At 56.1% G+C, this 20,295-nt stretch carries 17 protein-coding genes; 5 read left to right on the top strand and 12 right to left on the bottom strand.

The genetic code is table 11. The features are described 5' to 3' along the window. Positions 1–36: 36 nt before the first annotated feature. The 9 genes from H4317_RS03105 to H4317_RS03065 all read right to left on the bottom strand — a co-directional run bounded on the left by H4317_RS03105 (position 37) and on the right by H4317_RS03065 (position 10,940). The gene (locus H4317_RS03105) at positions 37–1,404 is read right to left on the bottom strand and encodes a PQQ-dependent sugar dehydrogenase (RefSeq protein WP_185888727.1); all 1,368 of its coding nucleotides are present in this window, start codon (positions 1,402–1,404) and stop codon (positions 37–39) included. 55 nt (positions 1,405–1,459) lie between these two features. Beyond that, positions 1,460–2,044, bottom strand: a complete 585-nt coding sequence (locus H4317_RS03100; RefSeq protein ID WP_185888726.1) for a GNAT family N-acetyltransferase — start codon at positions 2,042–2,044, stop codon at positions 1,460–1,462. Positions 2,045–2,158: 114 nt separating this feature from the next. Next, positions 2,159–3,100: a TraB/GumN family protein gene (locus tag H4317_RS03095; RefSeq protein WP_185888725.1), complete on the bottom strand. Its 942-nt coding sequence runs from the start codon at positions 3,098–3,100 to the stop codon at positions 2,159–2,161. A 74-nt stretch (positions 3,101–3,174) separates the two neighbouring features. Further along, positions 3,175–4,008, bottom strand: coding sequence for a phosphosulfolactate synthase (locus H4317_RS03090; RefSeq protein ID WP_185888724.1), 834 nt, complete (start codon positions 4,006–4,008; stop codon positions 3,175–3,177). A gap of 147 nt (positions 4,009–4,155) precedes the next feature. Further along, positions 4,156–5,553, bottom strand: coding sequence for a tetratricopeptide repeat protein (locus H4317_RS03085; protein ID WP_185888723.1), 1,398 nt, complete (start codon positions 5,551–5,553; stop codon positions 4,156–4,158). Between the two features lie 204 nt (positions 5,554–5,757). Continuing rightward, on the bottom strand, positions 5,758–6,765 hold the full coding sequence (locus H4317_RS03080; RefSeq protein WP_185888722.1) for an NAD-dependent epimerase/dehydratase family protein: 1,008 nt from the start codon (positions 6,763–6,765) through the stop codon (positions 5,758–5,760). Between the two features lie 37 nt (positions 6,766–6,802). Then, on the bottom strand, positions 6,803–7,486 hold the full coding sequence (locus tag H4317_RS03075) for a tyrosine-protein phosphatase (protein ID WP_260625797.1): 684 nt from the start codon (positions 7,484–7,486) through the stop codon (positions 6,803–6,805). A 101-nt stretch (positions 7,487–7,587) separates the two neighbouring features. Then, positions 7,588–10,065 carry a polysaccharide biosynthesis tyrosine autokinase gene (locus H4317_RS03070; RefSeq protein WP_185888720.1) on the bottom strand — a complete coding sequence of 826 codons (2,478 nt, stop codon included), beginning with the start codon at positions 10,063–10,065 and terminating at the stop codon, positions 7,588–7,590. A 50-nt stretch (positions 10,066–10,115) separates the two neighbouring features. Further along, the gene (locus H4317_RS03065) at positions 10,116–10,940 is read right to left on the bottom strand and encodes a polysaccharide biosynthesis/export family protein (protein ID WP_185888719.1); all 825 of its coding nucleotides are present in this window, start codon (positions 10,938–10,940) and stop codon (positions 10,116–10,118) included. A gap of 337 nt (positions 10,941–11,277) precedes the next feature. Here H4317_RS03065 and H4317_RS03060 point away from each other — a divergent pair, with 337 nt between their 5' ends. From H4317_RS03060 to hpf, 4 genes are all read left to right on the top strand, one after another. Next, positions 11,278–12,417 carry an acyl-CoA dehydrogenase family protein gene (locus H4317_RS03060; RefSeq protein ID WP_185888718.1) on the top strand — a complete coding sequence of 380 codons (1,140 nt, stop codon included), beginning with the start codon at positions 11,278–11,280 and terminating at the stop codon, positions 12,415–12,417. Between the two features lie 171 nt (positions 12,418–12,588). Further along, positions 12,589–12,786, top strand: a complete 198-nt coding sequence (rpsU, locus tag H4317_RS03055) for a 30S ribosomal protein S21 (protein ID WP_073281214.1) — start codon at positions 12,589–12,591, stop codon at positions 12,784–12,786. Positions 12,787–12,931: 145 nt separating this feature from the next. After that, the gene (locus H4317_RS03050; RefSeq protein WP_185888717.1) at positions 12,932–13,819 is read left to right on the top strand and encodes a tyrosine-type recombinase/integrase; all 888 of its coding nucleotides are present in this window, start codon (positions 12,932–12,934) and stop codon (positions 13,817–13,819) included. A 38-nt stretch (positions 13,820–13,857) separates the two neighbouring features. Beyond that, positions 13,858–14,157, top strand: coding sequence for a ribosome hibernation-promoting factor, HPF/YfiA family (gene hpf / locus H4317_RS03045; RefSeq protein WP_185888716.1), 300 nt, complete (start codon positions 13,858–13,860; stop codon positions 14,155–14,157). Positions 14,158–14,239: 82 nt separating this feature from the next. Here the strand turns inward: hpf and metK are convergent, their stop codons facing one another. Beyond that, positions 14,240–15,502 (bottom strand): methionine adenosyltransferase, encoded by a 1,263-nt coding sequence (gene metK, locus H4317_RS03040; RefSeq protein WP_185888715.1) that lies wholly within the window; start codon positions 15,500–15,502, stop codon positions 14,240–14,242. A 193-nt stretch (positions 15,503–15,695) separates the two neighbouring features. Here metK and H4317_RS03035 point away from each other — a divergent pair, with 193 nt between their 5' ends. Beyond that, positions 15,696–16,523: a phosphatase PAP2 family protein gene (locus tag H4317_RS03035; RefSeq protein WP_185888714.1), complete on the top strand. Its 828-nt coding sequence runs from the start codon at positions 15,696–15,698 to the stop codon at positions 16,521–16,523. Between the two features lie 5 nt (positions 16,524–16,528). On the opposite strand, the gene H4317_RS03030 is transcribed toward H4317_RS03035, so the two are convergent. After that, positions 16,529–17,782, bottom strand: coding sequence for a hypothetical protein (locus H4317_RS03030; protein WP_185888713.1), 1,254 nt, complete (start codon positions 17,780–17,782; stop codon positions 16,529–16,531). A gap of 6 nt (positions 17,783–17,788) precedes the next feature. Beyond that, on the bottom strand, positions 17,789–20,269 hold the full coding sequence (locus tag H4317_RS03025; protein WP_260625796.1) for a S9 family peptidase: 2,481 nt from the start codon (positions 20,267–20,269) through the stop codon (positions 17,789–17,791). Positions 20,270–20,295: the final 26 nt, after the last annotated feature.

Raw genomic sequence — 20,295 nt, 5'->3', positions numbered from 1 at the left:
AAGCAGGCCGTTGAGCGGGCAGGTCAGAGGGGCCGTTTAGGCCCCACGCCCTTGCTGAGCAGCTACTCGCCAAACTTTGTTGCCAGCATCGTCTAGCACCAGCAGCGAACCATCCGGCAGCGCCGTGACACCTACGGGGCGGCCATATACTTCCTTTTCACCCGGATTAGCAATGAAGCCCGTCACGAAATCTTCCATACCGCCGCTGGGCTTGCCGTTGCTGAACGGCACGAAGACCACCTTATAGCCCGTAAACTCCGAGCGGTTCCAAGAGCCGTGTTGCCCAATGAACGCTCCATTCTGATACTTGGCCGGAAAACCGTTGCCGGTATAAAACGCCAGTCCCAACGAAGCGGTGTGCGGACCTAGGGCTACGTCCGGCACTACGGTTTTCTGTACCAAGTCTGGCCGCTCGCCTTTGCGACGGGGGTCTTCTTTGGGGCCGAAATAGGCGTATGGCCATCCGTAGAAGGCGCCGGGTTGCACACTGGTCAGGTAGTCGGGCACTAAGTCGTCGCCGAGCTCATCCCGCTCGTTCACGGCGGTCCAGAGGGTTTTGGTGCCGGGCGCCCAGCCCATACCTACAGGGTTACGCAAGCCACTGGCATAGATTTTTTCGCCGCTGCCGTCGGGGTTTATTTCCAGAATATTGGCGCGGCGCTGTTCGTTTTCCATTCCGTGCTCTGCCACATTAGAGCCCGAGCCCACGCTCACATAAATCTTCGAGCCGTCGGCGCTGGCCAGCAGGTTACGGGTCCAGTGGTTGTTGTAGCCACCAGCTGGCAGGTCCAGAATCTTCTGGCCAGGTCCCGTGATTTTGGTCTGGCCTGGCTTATAGGCATAGCGCACCACTCCGTCAGTATTTCCTACATAGAAGTAGTTGCCGAGCACCAGCATCCCGAGGGGCTGGTTTAGGTTGGCCAGAAAGGTTTCGCGCACATCGGGCTTGCCATCCTTGTTGGTGTCGCGGAGCAGGGTGATACGGTTGGCACTGGTTTCCTTGAGCGACTTGGAAGGGTCCAAGTCCAACTTGGCTGCAATCTTTTTCTTGGTCGTGGTCGGAATGGTATTGGATTCGGCTACCAGCACGTCGCCATTAGGCGTCACGTAGGCCCACCGCGGGCTGTTGAGGTTGCCAGCATACTCCGTAATCACGAAACCAGCGGGCACCACCGGCGTTTTGCCGGCTGGCCACCCAATCACATGGCTGCGCTTGGTAGTGGATTTGGTGGCGTAGGGTTCCGGCAGCGTAGGAGCTGCCGCATTGGATTGAGCCGCTGAGTCAGGCGCTTCTACTACCTGGGCAGGCGTATTCGTAGGCGTATCCGTTTTGGGCTGGCCTTGGTTGCAGGCCGCCAGCAGCACCAGCGCCGCTACCGGCCCCGGAAAAGGAAGATGTTTCATATCAGACAGTAAGACAGATTCAGAACTATCTTCCTACTCTATCAACCGGATATGGTTACACCTGGGCGGTAGTCTTGTTCGCCATCCGCAACGGCGTCAGCAGCGAATAAATGGCGGAATCCAGAAACTGGCCCCGGAAATAATAGTCTTCGTGGAAGTAGGCTTCGCGCACAAATCCGTGCTTTGCGAGCAGTGCCATAGAGGCTGTGTTTTGCGGATTTACGTTGGCCTCCACACTGTGCAGCTGCATGGTATGAAATCCAAAATGTAGTACCGCTTCTAGCGCCTCATGCATCAGGCCCTGCTGCCAGTAGTCGGGGTGCAGGCCGTAGCCTATTTCGGCGCGGTGGTGCTCGGGTATAAGGCGCCAGAACCCCAGCGTGCCTAGCAGCACATCTTCCTGCTCTGGCCGCACCATTGCCCAGGTGATGCCGGTGTTGTCGGCGGCGGCCTGCTCTACCTTCCGGATCAGGGCTAGGCTCTCCTCCACGGTATGGTCCGGTTCCCGGTCGATGTAGCGCATAACCCGCGGGTCGGAACGCTGAATCAGCAGAGCAGGGGCATCGGTATGGCACAGAGGCCGTAGCAACAGGCGCGCCGTACGCAACTCCGGAAACGGTGTAAACTGAAAGGTGAGCATAGCAGCAACAAACGAAAAAGTACCCGCCGAAAGATGCACATTTCGCCGCAGCTATTCGCAGAGCTACTTGCTCTCAACCCTCGCTTTTCAGCTTCGTCCGGTATTCATTCTGGCCTATTCTGCCGATTTCGCTGAAGTAGTGGGAAGCAATACGGGCTCTATCCGGTAGCCTTGTTGGCGCAGCAACTGCAGCACGCCGGTGCTGCCTCCTAGGTGTGCTGCTCCCACAGCAAAGAAGGTGGGCTTGCTTTTCATCCAGGTACTCATTTTTGGAATCCAGTCTTGGTTACGGGCCTGCAGTTCGGCCGGCTCATCATTCTCAGAACCATACTTGGGGTCAACCGATAACCGATACAGTTCGTCCACATCCCGGCCACGGTACGTGGCGACGAGGTGCTGCATGAGCTGGGGAATGCTGTCGTAGGTGCGTATGGCCTCTACCAGGTCGGCGGCCTGCTTGCGGTACGGTACCTGCTGCATCGACACCAGTTGCTGTTCTATCGTTTCCAGACCCAACACTTCCTTCTGCTGCGCTTTGGCCAGCTCCAAAAACTTTCCTTCGTAGCTCACAGGCGTGCAGGGCAGGGCCGCGCTGTATACCAGTGCTTCCGTAAGAGCGGGTTTTACCAGCACATAGGGCAGAATTGATTGGTGAAGCTGCTGGCGGAAAAACTTCTTCACGACCTTGAAGTCGCGTGGCTTCATGAGGCGGCGCAGAGAGTTGGGCCAGGGTAACTGGGCCGCCCGCCGGAACTGCTTTCCCATTGCCGGATCGTCCAGGTCCAGTTCCAGCACGAGTTGCCCGCTACTCAGGAATGCCGCCTCCATTTCGGGCGGCACTATGGCATCATCGGGGCATAGCACGTGCATTGTTCCGAAAACATAGGAAGGGCCCGGCAGGCCCGCTCCCGAGATTCGCCACAGCAGCGTTTTGGTCTTATTGTAAGAAGCAGTATCGGGCGCAGCCTGAGTTTGCCCCAGTGCGGCCCCAGACAGGGCCAGTAACAATAGCAGCGCCAAACAGCCCGTGCGGCACGGAGAATATAGATTGGGCATATTAGATAAGGTAAGAACGTAAAAAAGGGCCATACACTATCTGTACAGCCCTTTTTTTTAAAGTATGTGAACGGTTAGCCGCGTGGCATGGACGTGCCAGGTTTGCCAGGCGTCTTCACCTCGGGGCGGAACATTTCATCCACGTTGTCCATATCGAGGAAGTGCGTGAACGTGTCGCCACGCAGGCCCAAGCGGATGGTTTCCAGGCTCACAATTTCATTGGGCGCAATGTTGCCCAGGTTCACGTTGGCTCCAAGCAGCTTGATGAACCACACCTGCTGGGCTTTCTGAGGAGCTTCCCACAGAATTTTCTCGAACGGAATCTGGGTCAGGATTTCTTCTACCAGACCTGAGCGAACCTCGCCAGTGCTGCGGAACAGGCCTACGTTACCAGCCTCACGGGCTTCGCCAATCACCTTTATGGCGCCGGCTTCCAGCTCCGTTTTCATCTGCGAAATCCACTTGTAGGGCGGGATAATCTTCTCCGCATCCTTCGAGCCCACTTCGCTTAGCACTTTCACGTCCTTGGCCAGCGTCTGGATGTATTCGAGCTTTTTGTCGTGCACCAGATCAATAGAGCCGTCAGATACTTCGGCGTATTCCATCTCATACTCCTCCAGTAGGCGGCGGTAATCGTCGAACTGGTTACGAATGATGAAGGCCTCGAACAACGTGCCCCCGAAGTACACCGGAATGCCAGCCTCTTTGTAGGCCGCCAGCTTACGCTTGAGGTTAGGCGTTACGAAGGACGTGGCCCAGCCCAGCTTCACAATGTCGGTGTAAGGCGCGCCTACTTCCAGGAAATCTTCCACTTCGCGTACGCTCAGGCCTTTGTCCATTACCATGGTAAAGCCTTGCTCGCGGGGTTTTTCGGTGCGCTCAGGTAGCTGCGTGAGGTTGTAATTCATTCTGTAGGGTCTTGGGAGGCTGGGGAGCGAACCGGCGGGGCCGGCAGTTCCCGAAAAAACAACGGGCGTAAAAGTACGCCCGAAATCCAGAAAGCCTACCGCCGAAAAGAAGCGGGCCGAACCAGTGAGTGGTTCGGCCCGCAGCCTTTATTTCCGATACTGATCAATCAACCGAGCCAGTGCCTTCTGCGACTCCAGTTCCGGGAAGTACTCGAACAGCAGTCGGTGCTTGTCGAAATCCAGCGTCAGGGCGTTTTCCAGTGTCTCGTATGCCTCGCGGTAGCGGCCGGCAGCCAGCAAATAAGCGCACAGCCGGTAGTGTAACTCAGCCTCCATAGGCTGTACCTCCACGGCATTGCGCATCAGGTCGATGGCACCCTCAAAATTTCCCTGCTCATACAGCAAGATGCTCCAGTTTAGCCAGGCATCCTTACTATCAGGGGCTACTTCCGTGGCCTTTTCATAGGCCTCTAAGGCACTTACAATGTTGCCCACCTGGTACTCAGCGGCTGCCAATGCCAACCAGTATTCAACGCTCTCGGCATAGATGCCTACTGCCTTGCGGAAGAAGTGGATAGCCTCGAAGAAGCGTTCCTGCTCATTGAGAATGATGCCGATACCAAACCACGCCTCATCCATCTCCGGCTCCAAGTCGATGGATTTCTGGTAGAAACGGCGGGCCGAATCCCATTCGCGGAGCTTCTCGTGGCACTCTCCGATGTTGCACAGCGCCTCTGGGCTGGGCTCCCCCTCTGGGTAGCTTACCTCAAATTCCGCAATGGCCTCCCGGTATTTTTCCTGCGTCACATAGGTGCTGGCCAGGTAGGCGTGCGCCTCGTAGAACTTGGCGTCGATGAGGATGGCATACTCGAAGGCCGCAATAGCCTTTTCCGGCTGGTTGAGGCGAAAATGCGCCTGCCCCAGGTTGTACCACGCCACCGCCGAGTACGGGTCATCGTCGGTGAAGCGCTGGAAGAATGGTAGGTTTTCCTCGAGTCGCTCACTCACTTCCAGACAGTAAAGTAGCTCCTGAACGGCCACATCATTGTCGGAATTGAGACGCAGGCTTTTCTTATAGTATTTGGCCGCGCTCTTGAATTTCTGCCAGCTTTGGTAGGCCAACCCCAGGTTGAAGTAGATGTCGTCGCGGTCTGGCGCCCGTTCGGCGGCCTGCAGGAAAAACGCTACAGCCTCCGCGAATTCACCTTTTTGGGTGGCAATAATGCCGCGCGTTACGGCTACGTCTGGGTTGTCGGGGTCCAGTTCGGCTACGTTTTCAATCTGGGTGCTGGCAGCCGTGTACTCGCCTTTCATGGCCAGCACCTGCGAGCGGTCAATCAGCAGTTCCGTGCTGAACGGATATTGGGCAATAGCAGCTTCACAGGCTTGTAGCGCCTTGTCATACTGCGTGTTGGTGGTATAATGGTCGATAATATTCTCAAAATCGGCCAAGTCGAAAAAGACAGGCTCGTTCTGGGCTACCATCCGCTCAAAACGGCGCACAGTGTCCAGCACTTCATCCCGGTCCTCAAAATTTTCATTCATTCTCATGCAGCTACAATCAAGTACCGGTACACCGTCAAAACGGCAGCCCCGATGGGCTTACTTCACTTTATATCTGCCCTAGGCAGGTATATGGTCTAATATACAACAACCACACCGAAGACCTGCGGGTTCAGGTAGTGGCAGATGCCAGGAAAGGCGACGGGCAATGAAGCGTTTTTGCGGACCTATTCCCAATTCCGCGCCTTATTTCTTTGCCTGTTTTTGCATCAGTTCCCGGCAGCACCATTCTATGGTTTCCGGCACAGGCCGAAAGGCAAGTCCGGTGTCCTGCTGCACCTTTTCGGCGCGGTACAGCACTGGATGGCGGCCGGCGCGGGCTGTATCCTTGGTAATGAGAGGCCGGGCACCGGTCAGTACCGAGCGAGCGTGCTCCAGGCGCCAGATGCCTTCCGCGGCCCAATCCGGCACCGATACGGTAGGTGGCTTGCGGCCAAAGCACGCTGCGGCGCGGCTTAGAAACTCACTAAGCAGGAGGCTGCCGCCGCTTAACACATACCGTTCCCCGGATACGTCAAGTTCCAAGGTGAGGCGCAGCATCATGGCCACTACATCGCGCACATCTACCACATTGATGCTGCCGGGTGTGTAGAAGCGGTGTTGCTCCCAAGCATACCGAAACAGCCGGGTGCTGCTCCGCTCCCAATCTGCGGGCCCCAGAATTACGGAGGGACACACCATCACTGCCTGCAGTCCTTCTGATATGCCCCGCCACACTTCCAGTTCGGCGAGGTATTTTGAAGTAGCATACGCCCCGTGCTCGGCGCCTAGGTCCCACTTGGTATTCTCATCAAGCACCTGCAGCACATCAGGCCCAGCCTGTTCGCGGGCTTGTGCTGCCCCCCCGCCCAGCGCCGCCACCGACGACACCTGACAGAGTCGGATGCCGGGCCGATCCAGGCTAGCATCCACTATGGCGGCAGTACCTTCTACGTTCACCTGCAGCAAGGCTTCCTCATCCTGCGGAGCATACGACACCAGTCCGGCGCAATGAAAAACGTGCGTTACACCTTTCAGTGCAGTGCTCAGCAATGTCGTATCGCGCAGGTCACCTTCCACCCATTCTACCACGTCGGCGCCCTCCAGCACCGGTATCTGGCGGCGGTAGAGAGCACGCACTGGCAGCCCCCGCGCCACCAGCGCCGGAATCAGGAAACCTCCTACAAGGCCGCTACCACCAGTGACGAAGATCATATTAGGAGCCAGTTGCAGCCTGAGTAGCTGGAATTATTTACAACGTATTGTTCAGCAGCGGAAGCGCCAGCAACTTGCGCATATACTCAGTGGGCAGAGCCTTGTCGCGCAGCGTGGATGTGTGCTTAAGATTGTGCGCATCTGTCCCGACCAGATCTACCAAACCGGCATCGATGAGCTTCTCGGCCACCTTTTCGGCACCGGAAGAATAGTAGCCTGCCAGAGAGTTAAGATTCAACTGGAGCAGCGCGCCATTCTCCCGGACCTTTACAAGGTCATCGAAGCGGCCGTAGAAATACGTGTAGCGCTCCGGGTGCGCCAGCACTGGCTGGTAACCCATGCTTTGCAGCCGAAACACAGTTTCTGCCAGATTGAAAGGCTCGTTGATGTAGCTCGTTTCAAACAGCAGGTAGCGCTTGTCGCCGCCGAACGTGAGTAGTTCGTCGCCCCGGTCCAGACGGGGGCCAAACCATTCGTCGAGGTAGTACTCCGCCGCACATTCCAGCTGCACATCCGTAATTCCGGCCTCCGTCGCTACTCGCTGCAAGTGGTGTAAGGCGCCTCGGATGCCCTCCGGGGTATTTTTGTAGAAGTCGCCCATGAGGTGGGGCGTCATAATCAGTTTCCGGTAGCCCAAGGCGCGTAACTCGCGCAGCAGCTCCAGAGAATGTTCTACCGTTTCGGCCCCATCATCAAGCCCAGGCAGCAAATGGGAATGCATATCGGCTCCCAGCACTGCTAGGGCGTCTGCTGGCAAAGCAGTCTGTGCAACCTTACTGCCGAAAAGCTTCTGGAAAAAGGAGGCCATGTTACCCGCTATGCCTAAGAAAACCGCTTACGCAGGCGGGTAATGGCACTCTCAGTCGGCTTCGTTTCCTCGTAGTAGCCCTGCCCATAGCCATAGCCATAGCCATAGCCGTAACCATAGCCATACATACCGCTGGAAGTAGCATCGTTGAGGATGGTGCTGAGCCGGGTAAAGTTGTTGGCCCGCATCAGCTTGTTGATGTTCTTAAGGAAAGCCTTCTTGGAGTAGTTGGCCCGCACGATATAAATCGGAATGTCAGCCTTGCGCATGATAAGGATACCATCCGTCACCAAACCAACAGGCGGCGTGTCAATCAGAATCACGTCGTAGGTTTTGTGCAGCTCGGCCAGCATCTCATCGAACTTGGCCCCCAGGATCAGCTCTGATGGGTTAGGTGGTGTGGGCCCGGCCGAAATAAAGTCCAGGGTCGGGATGGACGTATGCTGAATGCACTCCTGAATGGTGTGCTTTTCAATTAGGATGGTGCTTATTCCTTTCACATTCTCCGCTCCAAAAGCCAAGTTGACTTTGGGTTTGCGCATGTCCAGGTCCAGAATCACTACACGTTGCTCCGACAGCGCAATAATGCCTCCCAGATTTACTGAGACGAACGTTTTCCCTTCGCCCGAAATGGTAGAAGTAACCGAAATCAGCCGCTTCTTTTTGGCTGAGCTGATAAAGTCCAGATTGGTCCGAATGGAACGTATAGACTCCGAAATAGCTGACTTGGGGTTCTTGTCCACCACCAGCTTCGAGACGGCCATCTTTTCCTTATCGTAGGTAGGAATCACGCCCAGTACGGAAGCCTGCGTCGCACGCTCTAGTTCGCGCACACTAGTGACGGTGTTGTGCATAAAGTAGCGCACTGCCATCAGCGACAGGCCCAGCACGATACCGCTCGCCAGCCCAATGGCATATACCATAAGCCGCACGGGTGAAATAGGCACGTTTGGCATACTCGCCGGCGACAGAATCTGGAAGTCGGGCGTAGTGCCGGCTTTGGCAATGTTGAACTCCACTTTCTTGTCCATCAGCATCAGATACGATTTCTCGTACAGTTCCAATGGGCGCGTGAGCCGGGCCAGTTCGGTGGCTTTTTGCGGTAAGGTTTGCAATTCTGAAGTGAAAGAATTGCGTTGGCGGTCTAATGCGGCCAGCTGGCTAGAGAGCAGCTCTCGGCTTTGCCGAAGCGTACGGCGCAAATTACCTTTCACGTAATTCAACGCTTCCCGCTGCTGCTGTACAGCCTCGGTCGTTTCCTTATAGGAGCGAGAAAGACGGCGCAGATTCCATTGCAATCCGTTCAATTCGGTCAGCTGCTGTGCTAGCTGAGGGTTGTCGATGGTAGCCAGTGCCGGAATGCTCTGCTCTACCGTCATATCTTCCCGGGCAGTAATGGCGCCTTGCTCAGCCAGGGCGGCCACTTCGTTTAGCAACCGAATCTTCTCTGCCAGCTTCAGCCGCTCTTCTTCCTGCTTTTCCAGCCGGGCAGTAAGGTCACCGATAGTAGCTTTGACATCATACGTCTTGTTCTGACGCGCAAAACTCTGGAGGTTCTCTTCTGCAACTGCTAGGTTCTGCCTGTTTTCCGTCAGCTGTTGATCCAAAAACTGCAGGGTTTGCGCGGTAGCGGCTTGCTTCTGCGCAATCTTTTCCTGCAGGTATACCGTGTCTATCTTATTGACGATAGCGCGGGCTTTACTAGGTGTGAAATCCTGGAAGGAAATCTGGATTGTGTTGGCGTCAGGATTTACTATCTCCACCAGCAGGTTCCGGTCGAGGTAGCTGTTGATAGCGCCTTCGTCGTTAATGATGAAGTGAAACGTACGGTCAAGCGCGGAAGCATCCATCGTTGGCGTAGTACGGATGCGTAGCGTCATGCCGCCAATCCGAAAAGGCTCACCAATAGAATACTCGCCCGTTTGCTCCTGCCCGGCCTGCAAGTAGGAAAGCCGAAAGCGTGTCGGGCTTGTAAAGCTGAGGCCGAACTTTGTATTGAAAAGAATGTCTCCTCCGTACTCCACCCGAAACGGTGAAACACCATACAGCTCACTTTCGAGTACAGTCCCTTCGGCGTAGTAGTTTACATCGAGGTCCAGGGAGTCTTTCAGGCGGCGGTAGATAATATTGGATTTTATCAACTCTACTTCTCCTGAAAGCTTGCTGATGTTTTGCCGGCCACCAGCTGTTTCGCCCAGCGCCCCACCTAATCCCAGCGCGCCAGCTTCCGTTTTCTCATCAATCTTCAGCAGCGACGAAGACTTGTATATCGGTTTGGTGTAGCGCAAAAACAACCACGAACCTGTAAGGCCCAGCCCAATCAGCAGCAACAGCCAAAGCAGACTCCGCCGGGCAACCAGCAGCAGCGTATCAAAATCAAGTCCACCTCCTTCGTCTGCAGCCTCTGCGTCTGTGGGCACAGTGCTTACTCCACCGGAACCAGTAGCATTTCGGATCAACTCTTCCAGCTCGGCGTTTTCGTTAACGGCCATTTAAAGATATCAGGAGTTCTGCTCAGAAAAACAAAATGCACCTACGCTGATTACCGCGTAAGGCTTATAATAAGGCTGATGCTGGTCAGGAAAAGCCCGGCAAGGCCCAGCAGAGGAGCCGCATCGTTTAGCCCATCAATGAAAGGACGTCGAATGGGCTCAATGTATACAATATCATTTGGCTCCATTTGCAGATTAGCACGGCGCATCCCATTAATAGTTGTTAGGTCTACCTGTTCAATCTGTGGGTTCTTTAAATCTCCACGGATGATGCGGATGTTAGATACCTTACCTCCAGAACGGTACAAGGTTGCCGCACCAGCGCCGCTCGCGCCATCTACACCGCCAGCGGCGGCCAGCACTTCCAGCAGGTTCATGTTATCGTTCGTAAGCGGCACTATTCTTCCGCCCGGTGAGCCCAGCACAATTACCCGGTTATTCGTCACCCGAGTCGTGACGAAGACTCCTTTGTAGAATTCACTGTATTTAATCTGGAGTACACTGTCTGCCTGCAGCAGCGTGTAGCCGCTCAGCCTTACACGATTGATCAACGGAAGCGTAACGTATCCATCGGTCTGCACAAGGAACTCAGAGAAGTTAGCCGTTTGGCCTGCTCCCTGACCGGTGCCGGAAGAGGCACTGCTTTGTACAGCGCCGGCATTGCGGTTTCCGGCGCTGGGCAACGATGCGCCTCCGGGAGGTGAACCAAACTGTAGTTCCCCATTGGGGTCAATTATCCGCTCGCCGTTGTTGGTATACACCCGTACCGCTAGAAAATCGTTCGGCTGGATCGTGTAATTCCGGTTTACTCGGTTCACAACGCGGCGCAGCTTGGTGGTATCCATGCCTTTTACCGCATCGTCCAGCCGGAACATAACGCGCTGATTGTACACCTCTTTTGAGCAAGAAAACAAACCCAGAAATGGTATACACAACAGCCAAAGGAACGTGAGGCGGCGAAATGCGGATGGATACATGCAGGCTGAAGGAGCCAAAAAGTTACGGAACGGGCCCTGGCAAGGCGACGTCCAACTACGGAAGATTCTCTGAAAAACCTTCAAAGTTAACCGAATTGGCGCCCCCTTTCAAAATTGGGTCCACCGACCGGAATTCTGCACATGGCTGGGCGCGGCCAAAATCGTACTTTCGCGGACCCAAAACCGGCCCTTACCGGTTATACTTCTAATTCCCACCACCTTCATTCTTTTGCCCATGGAACTGGTAGCTACCGAAAACCAGACAATGATTGCCCAGATGGTGCGCGACTTTGGCGCGCAACACATCAAGCCCCACATGATGAAGTGGGACGAAAGCCAGGAATTTCCCGTGGAAGTGTTTCACAAGCTGGGCGAAATGGGCCTGATGGGTGTACTGGTGCCGCAGGAATACGGTGGTGCTGGGTTTGGCTACACTGAATACGTGACGGCTATTGCTGAACTGTCGAAGATAGATGGCAGCATCGGCCTGAGCATGGCAGCACATAACTCACTTTGCACCGGCCATATTCTGCAGCATGCTTCCGAGGAGCAAAAGCGCAAGTATTTGCCTAAGCTGGCTTCCGGCGAATGGATTGGAGCCTGGGGCCTCACCGAACCCAATACGGGTTCTGATGCCGGCAACATGCGGACCGTGGCCGTTGAAGACGGCGACCATTACGTACTGAACGGTGCCAAAAACTTCATCACGCATGGCAAAACCGGCAACGTCGCCGTCGTTATTGCCCGTACTGGCGAAGTAGGCGACTCGCGGGCCATGACGGCCTTCATCATCGAGCGTGGCACACCTGGTTTCGCGGCGGGCCGCAAGGAAGATAAGCTAGGAATGAGAGCTTCTGAAACCACAGAACTCATCTTCACTGATTGCCGCGTACCCAAAGAGAATGTCATTGGGCAAGTTGGTGATGGATTTGTGCAGGCGCTTAAGGTGTTGGACGGTGGCCGTATCAGCATTGCGGCACTTAGCTTAGGCATTGCACAAGGTGCTTACGAAGCAGCTCTGCAATATTCCAAGGAGCGGTATCAGTTCAACCAGCCCATCAGCAATTTCCAGGGCATCAGCTTTAAACTGGCCGATATGGCAACGGAAATCGAGGCGGCTTCTTTGCTCACCTACCGAGCAGCCGACATGAAGGACCGGGGTCTGAGCGTGAATAAGGAGTCGGCAATGGCCAAGCTCTATGCTTCGGAAGTGTCGGTGCGCGTTGCAAATGAGGGCGTGCAAATCTTTGGAGGCTACGGCTATACCAAGGACTATCCGGCCGAGAAATACTACCGCGACGCCAAACTGTGCACCATCGGCGAGGGCACCTCTGAAATTCAGAAGCTCGTCATTGCCCGGACCCTGCTCAAGTAAGTAGTTGCGGTGGAAGCAGCCGATGCGTATTTGCAGAAATTCGTAGGCAAACAAGCCATCGGCCGCCTTTAGGGCCAATCAGACAAAAATCCGAGTAATCCGTTTTTAATCTTCCAACTCTCTGATTATCTTTGCGGCCCTTCATAGAAGAGTTTTCAACCCCACTGACATATGATCATCGTACAAATCAAGGAAAACGAGTCGGTTGACCGCGCCCTCAAGCGTTTCAAGAAGAAGTTTGAGCGCACGGGCGTTCTGAAAGAACTGCGTCGTCGCACGTTTTTCCAGAAGCCTTCCATCACCAACCGTAAGCAGAAGCAGAAGGCCATCTACAAGCAGGTGACCTACGGCAACGACAACAACGCCTAGCGTTCTGCCCCTTCCGGATTAAAAACCGGCTGATGCCCTTTTCTGGTGCGTCAGCCGGTTTTTTCGCGTACATACGGTTGCGGTTTTTTTCTTCCGCCGAAATCCATACATTGGTTATCCGGCCCTAGCGGCCGGGCTCCGATGTATGGATTTATTTTTCAACTACCTGCGGTCTGAGCGGCGCTACAGCCCGCACACGCTGCTCTCTTACCAGACAGATATGCGGCAGTTTGCCACCTATCTCAAGAATACCTATGAATTAGCTGAGCCTGCGCAGGCCGACCATACGCTTATCCGCTCGTGGGTGGTGACGCTGATGCAGCAGGACCTCGATCCGCGCACCGTCAACCGTAAGATTGCCTGCTTACGCTCCTACTTCAAGTTTCTGCTGACCACCGGAGTTATCAGCAGAAACCCGATGCTGCGCATCAAAGCACCCAAAATGGCGAAGAAGCTGCCCGACTTCGTGCCGGAGGATAGCCTCAATGGGTTGCTTAACTCTTTTGAGTTTCCGGACACGTTTGCAGGTATCCGCGACCAGCTAGTATTGGAACTGCTCTATGGCACCGGAATCCGCCTTTCGGAGCTAATCGGGATTCGGCCGGATGATGTGAGCCTGCCGGGGCGCACAGTGCGGGTTACAGGCAAAGGCAACAAGCAGCGCATCGTGCCGCTCAACCCCACACTGGTGGTTGTGCTTACCAACTATATAGCATTTCGCAAACGCGAGTTTGGTCCAGAAGGCAACGCCCAGCCGGCACTCCTCGTTACGGACAAAGGTGAACCGTTGTATGAAAAACTAGTGTATCGAACTGTGAAGCACTATTTGAGTCAGATAACGACTGCTTCGTCGCAGCAGCATCCGCACGTGCTACGTCACTCCTTTGCCACGCATTTGCTGAACAAAGGCGCTGATCTGAACGCCATTAAAGAGTTATTGGGCCACGCGAATCTGGCCGCCACGCAAGTCTACACCCACTTGTCCATCGACAAGCTGAAATCAGTCTTTGAACAGGCCCATCCCAAGGCCTGAGTTGTGTTCCTTTTTCTTACTCCCAAACCCTACGAACGATGAAAGTACAGATGCATTCGGTGCACTTCGACGCCGACCAAAAACTGCTCGATTTCATCCAGAAACGCCTCGACAAGCTCGAAACCTTTTATGACCGTGTCACGGAAGGTGAAGTGATTCTGAAGCTGAATAATAAAGATGGTATTGCCAACAAAACTGTAGAAGTAAAGCTGTTTGTACCTGGCGCTACGTTGTTTTCGCAGGAAGATGCGCCTTCGTTTGAAGCGGCAGCCGACGCGGCGGCTGACAGCCTGAAACGCCAGATTACGAAGCATAAGGAAAAGCTGCTTACTCACTAGTCTTACTACCTACTACAACAGAAAGCCCCACCTGATGATCAGGCGGGGCTTTCTGTTGTAGTAAACGGTTGCAGATTGGCTCCTATAGGCCAAACTCCGCTTTGATCTTGTCGACGTAATCGAGCTTTTCCCAGGTGAAGGTTTCCACGGTACGGGTGCTGCCGTTAGCATCCTGCACCTGCTTGGTACCGGGCTGGCGGCCCATGTGACCATACGCTGCCGATTCGCTGAAAATAGGGTTGCGCAGACCCAAGCGCTGCACAATAGCATAAGGGCGCAGGTCGAACAGGTTCTGCACCTTCTCGGCAATCTGACCGTCGGTGAGCTTTTCGCCGTGGCCATTGCTGGCGTTGGTGGTTCCGTAGGTTGTCACGAATACGCCTACTGGCTTCGCTACCCCAATGGCGTAAGCTACCTGAACCAGCACTTGGTCGGCAACGCCGGCAGCTACTAGGTTTTTGGCAATGTGGCGGGCGGCATAGGCGGCCGAACGGTCTACTTTGCTGGAGTCCTTACCCGAGAAAGCACCGCCACCGTGGGCACCTTTGCCACCATAGGTATCCACGATGATCTTGCGGCCGGTCAGGCCAGAATCGCCGTGAGGCCCCCCGATAACGAACTTGCCGGTAGGGTTGATATGGTAGATGATAGAATCGGTGAACAGGCTCTGTACCTCACTACCCAACTGCGCCTTCACGCGGGGCACCAAAATGGTTTTGATGTCCTGCTCAATCTGCTTGAGCATGGTTTGCTCGTCCTGATTGAACTCATCGTGCTGCGTGCTCACCACAATGGTTTCAATGGCTTCCGGCGTGTTGTCGTCAGCGTAGCGAATGGTAACCTGGCTTTTGGCATCAGGACGCAGGTACGTCATTTCCTTGCCTTCGCGACGAATCTTGGACAGTTCCTGCAGCAAGCGGTGCGACAGATCCAGGGCCAGCGGCATGTAGTTAGCCGTTTCCTTGGTGGCGTAACCGAACATCATGCCTTGGTCGCCGGCGCCCTGTTCTTCGTCGCTGGCGCGCTCCACGCCCTGGTTGATATCGGCCGACTGCTCATGCAGGCGGTTCATGACCTCGCAGGTGTCGGCGTTGAAAAGGTACTCGGGCTTGTTATAGCCAATACGGCGGATAACTTCCCGGATAATGGGTTCCGCCTCTACATGGGCCTTCGATTTAATTTCGCCGGCAACCAGTGCAAAATCCGTTGTTACGAGTGTTTCGCAGGCTACTTTGGAGGCGGGGTCCTGGCGGAGATACTCGTCGAGGATAGCGTCAGAAATCTGGTCGGCTACTTTATCGGGGTGGCCTTCCGAAACAGATTCGGAAGTGAACAGGTACGGCATCAGCTTGTAAGGTAGAGTACACAAGGGGCCGGCAGCCCCTGCCCTGCTGTGGTAGCAGGGCTACAAAGCTACTATTTAGTTAGGAGTTGCTGGCTATTTGCTCCGGAAGGAAATGTGGTAGCGAGAATCGGTGGCGGGTCAACCTCCACAATATCTTTTCCGTTGTAGCGCTACTTTCCCTCTCTATTGCCCTATGAAGCAAATTTCCACTCTCGTGCTGGCGGTTGGTCTGCTGGCCACCGGCTCTCCTGAAGCGCATGCGCAGAAAGCGCCATCTCCCTACCACACCCGTTTCGCCGTAGATGGCCCCATATCAGCGGGTCTGGGGGCGCTCAGTATTACGGGCTTGCTTTTGGTGCAGACAAAGGACGGTTTGACCGATGCTCAGCTGGCTGCTCTCAACAAAAACGACATTCCCAAGTTCGACCGGTTTTCGGCGGGCTACTACAGTGAGCGGGCCCAGACGGCCGGTGACCTGATTGTATACCCTTCATTGCTGATTGCGCCGGGCTTGCTGGCGCTGGACTCCGATGTGCGAAGCCGCTACGGGCAAGTACTGGGGCTGTATCTGCAGAGCATGCTGGCCGCCGATGCTACCTTCACCATGACTATTGGCAACGTGACGCGCTACCGGCCCTTCCTGTATGGCACCGAGGGCGGAGGCAGCCGCAACAGCAAGATTTCTACCAACTCGTTCTTTGCCGGCCACACGGCCCATACGGCGGCGGCTACCTTCTTTGCCGCCAAAGTATACCACGACTTTCACCCCGGCTCCAAGGCCGAGCCATTTATCTGGACGGCGGCCACCGTGGTGTCTGTGGCGGAGGCTTATACGCGCCTGGAAGCCGGCAAGCACTTTCTCTCCGATAACCTTTTAGGGCTTGCTGTAGGTGCTACGGCCGGTGTTCTGGTGCCACAGCTGCACAAGAAAACCGGCAACACGTACAGCGTAAGCCCGGTGCAGGGCCTCAACGCGAATGGCTACTCCTACTCTGGCCTTGCCCTGACCAAGAGGCTCTAGCAGCATCAGGAAAACGGCCCGTACGACAGGACTTGATAGGTATGCCAAGCTAGTACCGTTACCACCAAGCCTATGCGCTGGCCCAGCCCTTGCAGGTGGGCCAGCGCAGCCGCGCTTAGGCAGAGTAGTAGTGGCTGTAGCGTGAACGTGAGCCGCTCATTGTAGTAGCCTAGTGCCGCTAAAAACGCCCCAAACAGCAGCAGCAGGAAAACAGCATCTGCCACCACTGGCGTCATCGGTTGCCTGCGCCTCCGGGCCGCCAACCATAAAAGTGGTACTGCCAGCAGCCAGCCTACCAGACCAGACAGCGTACCGGCAAACTCCAGCAGCTTTTGCCCAACTGTGGTCAGAAATTCTGCGGGAGACGTCTGGGCGGCCTCTGCCAGCCACACCAGTTGGTGGTAGCGCGCCATTTCGTGGTTGTAGTACGTTACCCCCCGGAGTTTCAGCAGCAGTATCCAGCCGACGGTAGGTAGCAGGAAAAGTAACACTGTGCCAGCGGCTAAACTCCACATCTGTTTTCGTGGCCAGCGCTGGCCAGACTGCCGCCCCAGCGCGTAAAGCAGTACGGGCAGCACCAGCACAAAATTGCCGTAAACAAGCGGCAACAGTCCGGTAGCCAGAGCCCAACCTAACCACTGCACTGGGCGCGGCGGCCGTTGCCGAAACCGCTCCAGCAGCCATAGGCAAAACAGTGGCGTAAAGAAGCAAAACATCTGCTGGTGCGCGGTCCAGAAAAAGGCCTTTACAATAGGATTTGACACCAGGAACACCAGCAGACAGCCCAGTGTCAGCAGGTTGCCCGTGCCTTTTGTAAGCGGCGAGTAGAGCCGCACAAACAGCAGCAACGACGTCAGCAGCACCCCGAAGTTCAGCAGCACGAAAGCCGGATAGAAGCCAATCAGCGCACGGTCGGACAAGGGCACATCGGGCCCGACGGCGGCCCGCACGCTGGCCTCATCCACCAAGATGGGCAGGACTGCGCGCAACGGGTACCCAAGTGCCGTGCCCAGCAGCACATACAGCGGCCTCGACTGACGTTCTTCGTTTTGCTGCAGTAGTCGGCCGGGCTCTTCAGCCGCCTGAATGTAGCCGTAGGAATCTTTGTTGAGAATGAACCCAGCCTGTTCTCCCAGCGGAATATAGAGCCCCCAGAACTCATCGGGCGTTTGGGGTGGCGGCGAAAACAGAAACGACAAGGCACTGCCCAAAATCAGGACAGTCAGCACAAGGATACGTCTGGGAAGGCGAGCCGGCATTACGCGCTAATGGGTGCCGCTGCCGGTGCCACCTCCTAGTATGGGCTCAGCAGGCTTCAGGTTGGTTTCGAACAGCTTCAGGATGCGCTTATACTCGTCGGTCCAGGAAGAAGGCTCCACGAAGCCGTGGTCTTCCACGGGGTACACGGCCAGCTCCCAATTCTCTTTTTTCAACTCGATAAGACGCTGCGAAAGGCGCACAATGTCCTGGAAATGCACGTTCGTATCAACCATCCCGTGGCACATGAGCAGTGCCCCTTTCAGGCCGCTGGCGTAGTTGATGGGCGAGGAGCGGGCATAGGCCAGTGAGTCGTTGTAGGGCTCGTTGAGGATGTTGTCGGTGTAGCCGTGGTTGTAGTGCGCCCAGTCCGTGACGGAGCGCAGGGCCGCGCCAGCCCGAAATACGTCGGGCTGCGTGAACATGGCCATCAGCGTGATAAAACCACCGTAGCTACCGCCGTAAATGCCGATGCGCTGCGCGCTGACGCCGTATTTTTCCGTGAGCATTTTGGCACCGTCCACGTGGTCGGTGAGGTCTTTGCCACCCATATAGCGGTAGATACCGGTGCGCACGTCGCGGCCGTAGCCGGCCGAGCCGCGGTAGTCGATATCGAGCACCGTGTAGCCTTTATCAACCAGCAGGTTGTGGAACATGTATTCGCGGGAATACTGGCTCCACCATTTGTGCGCGTTTTGCAGGTAGCCGGCGCCGTGCACAAAAATCACGGCTGGACCCTGCGCTACGGCATTGGCGGGGCGGTAGAGGCGGGCGTACACGTCGGCCCCGTCGCGGGCCTTGATAGTCACGATTTCCGGGTCGCGCCAGGGGTAGCTTTCAAACTCCGGCGTGGTGCTACGCGTCAGTTGCCGCATTTTGGAGCCGGCTTTGTTGTCCATCACGAACAGCTCCCAGGGCTTGTTGGCGTAGCTGTAGCGCACGGCCAGCGTGCGGCCGTCCGGCGACACGGTCACCTCATTGGCGCCAGCGCTGCTGGTAATCTGCTGCAGTGGGCCGCCTTCCAAGCGCATGTGGTAAAACTGCTGCTCGCCGGGGTGTGTGGCGTTGGCCGTCAGGTACCACGTTTTGTTGTCGCGGCTGAGCTGAGCTTTCTGGATTTCAAACTTGCCGCTGGTCAGGGCTTTTTTCTGCCCGCTGGTTACGTCTACAGTGTAGAGGTGGGAGTAGCCGGTTTCCTCGCTCTGGAACCACACGCGGCGGTTGTCGGGCAGCCAGCCCACGTTGCCGGCCCCGTAGCCGATGCCCGGACCGTTGATCCAAGCCTCGTCGCGCTGGCGGTCCAGCAGCGTAATTTTCTGCGCCGCCGGGTCTAGAGCTACAATCCACCGGTCCTTATTATCAGTGGAGCGCACCACCAGAAACGCCCGCTGCCCGTCCTCGGACCAGAACGGCCCGAACGGCTGCACGCGGCGCAGCTCGTTAGCAGGCTTTTCCTTTTTGGCCGTGGCCGCTGCCTTGGCCGAGTCGGCGGGCATGGGCGCTTTGGCCGGCATCTGGTATTCCTTGCGGTAAGCAGGCTGCTCATCAAGGCCTTTCAGCTCCCGGTAGCCCAGTACGAATGTCGTGTCGCGGGCCACGTCGTACATGCCCAGTTCGTAGGCAGTCTGGGGCGCGCCCACTTTCGTGCGGGTCGAAATATCCTCGGTGAAGCCGGAGGCCGTCACAAAGCTGGGCACTAGTGCTACCTTCTCGCTGGAAGGCTCCTGCATCAGCGTGTAGGTTACGTAGCGGCCATCGGGGCTGAGCTGCAGGTTGTCTATCTGCTGCTGGCCGATGTAAATGGCCTTGGGACGCAGCTTGGCCAGGGCTTTTTGCTGCCGCTCCCGCGCCTGCCGGTCCTGGTCTTTCTGCCGAATTACGTCGAACAAAGCCAGCTGCTGGGCCCGCAGATAGCGCTCCGACTTATCGTTGGGCTGGCCGTTGGCGGGCTTACTGCCTTTACGGAAGTCGGTGCGCTGAGTGGTTTCGCCAGTAGCCGGGTCCCAGGTGTAGAGGTTCTGGCTGCGTACGTAGCTTACCAGTTTGCCCCGCAGCGCAAAGTTCGGCTCGGTTTCGCGCTCCGCGGTGTTTGTGATGCGGCGTGTTTTCTGGGTTTTAAGGTCCAGCAGATAGATGTCGCCTTCTTTCTCGTAGACCTTACGCGTGTAGGCCGCATCGTATTCGCCGGTGCTAGCAGGCAACGTGCGCTGCTCGCGCCAGCTTACTTTGCGCGGCGCCGCAGTGCCTGTCGGGGCCACCTGATACAGCGAGTCGCGGCGGTCTTTGTCGGGGTTCCAGCTGAAGTAGATGCGTCGGCCGTCCTCGCCCCAATACACGTTGGAAGGCGCCGTACCCAGCCATTGCGCCGGGTCGCGCATGATTTTATCGACGGTGAGCGGGCCCAGGGCAGTAGCCGGAGCAGCAGGAGTTTGGGCCAGCGCCGGCGCCGAAACGACCAGCATCAGCCCCAGAAAGCGGAAAGAGTGCATCAACAAAACTACAAGAGGCGAGGAAT

Source organism: Hymenobacter sediminicola, assembly GCF_014250515.1.
Lineage (GTDB): Bacteria > Bacteroidota > Bacteroidia > Cytophagales > Hymenobacteraceae > Hymenobacter > Hymenobacter sediminicola.
The sequence above is the reverse complement of the archived record's forward strand: the minus strand, read 5'-3'. Positions and strand labels throughout refer to the sequence as shown.

Bases quoted from the DNA above. Each gene is read 5' to 3' on its own strand.
- H4317_RS03105 (WP_185888727.1), bottom strand. From the start codon at position 1,404: ATGAAACATCTTCCTTTTCCGGGGCCGGTAGCGGCGCTGGTGCTGCTG.
- H4317_RS03100 (WP_185888726.1), bottom strand. From the start codon at position 2,044: ATGCTCACCTTTCAGTTTACACCGTTTCCGGAGTTGCGTACGGCGCGC.
- H4317_RS03095 (WP_185888725.1), bottom strand. From the start codon at position 3,100: ATGCCCAATCTATATTCTCCGTGCCGCACGGGCTGTTTGGCGCTGCTA.
- H4317_RS03090 (WP_185888724.1), bottom strand. From the start codon at position 4,008: ATGAATTACAACCTCACGCAGCTACCTGAGCGCACCGAAAAACCCCGC.
- H4317_RS03085 (WP_185888723.1), bottom strand. From the start codon at position 5,553: ATGAATGAAAATTTTGAGGACCGGGATGAAGTGCTGGACACTGTGCGC.
- H4317_RS03080 (WP_185888722.1), bottom strand. From the start codon at position 6,765: ATGATCTTCGTCACTGGTGGTAGCGGCCTTGTAGGAGGTTTCCTGATT.
- H4317_RS03075 (WP_260625797.1), bottom strand. From the start codon at position 7,486: ATGCATTCCCATTTGCTGCCTGGGCTTGATGATGGGGCCGAAACGGTA.
- H4317_RS03070 (WP_185888720.1), bottom strand. From the start codon at position 10,065: ATGGCCGTTAACGAAAACGCCGAGCTGGAAGAGTTGATCCGAAATGCT.
- H4317_RS03065 (WP_185888719.1), bottom strand. From the start codon at position 10,940: ATGTTCCGGCTGGACGATGCGGTAAAAGGCATGGATACCACCAAGCTG.
- H4317_RS03060 (WP_185888718.1), top strand. From the start codon at position 11,278: ATGGAACTGGTAGCTACCGAAAACCAGACAATGATTGCCCAGATGGTG.
- rpsU (WP_073281214.1), top strand. From the start codon at position 12,589: ATGATCATCGTACAAATCAAGGAAAACGAGTCGGTTGACCGCGCCCTC.
- H4317_RS03050 (WP_185888717.1), top strand. From the start codon at position 12,932: ATGGATTTATTTTTCAACTACCTGCGGTCTGAGCGGCGCTACAGCCCG.
- hpf (WP_185888716.1), top strand. From the start codon at position 13,858: ATGAAAGTACAGATGCATTCGGTGCACTTCGACGCCGACCAAAAACTG.
- metK (WP_185888715.1), bottom strand. From the start codon at position 15,502: ATGCCGTACCTGTTCACTTCCGAATCTGTTTCGGAAGGCCACCCCGAT.
- H4317_RS03035 (WP_185888714.1), top strand. From the start codon at position 15,696: ATGAAGCAAATTTCCACTCTCGTGCTGGCGGTTGGTCTGCTGGCCACC.
- H4317_RS03030 (WP_185888713.1), bottom strand. From the start codon at position 17,782: ATGCCGGCTCGCCTTCCCAGACGTATCCTTGTGCTGACTGTCCTGATT.
- H4317_RS03025 (WP_260625796.1), bottom strand. From the start codon at position 20,269: ATGCACTCTTTCCGCTTTCTGGGGCTGATGCTGGTCGTTTCGGCGCCG.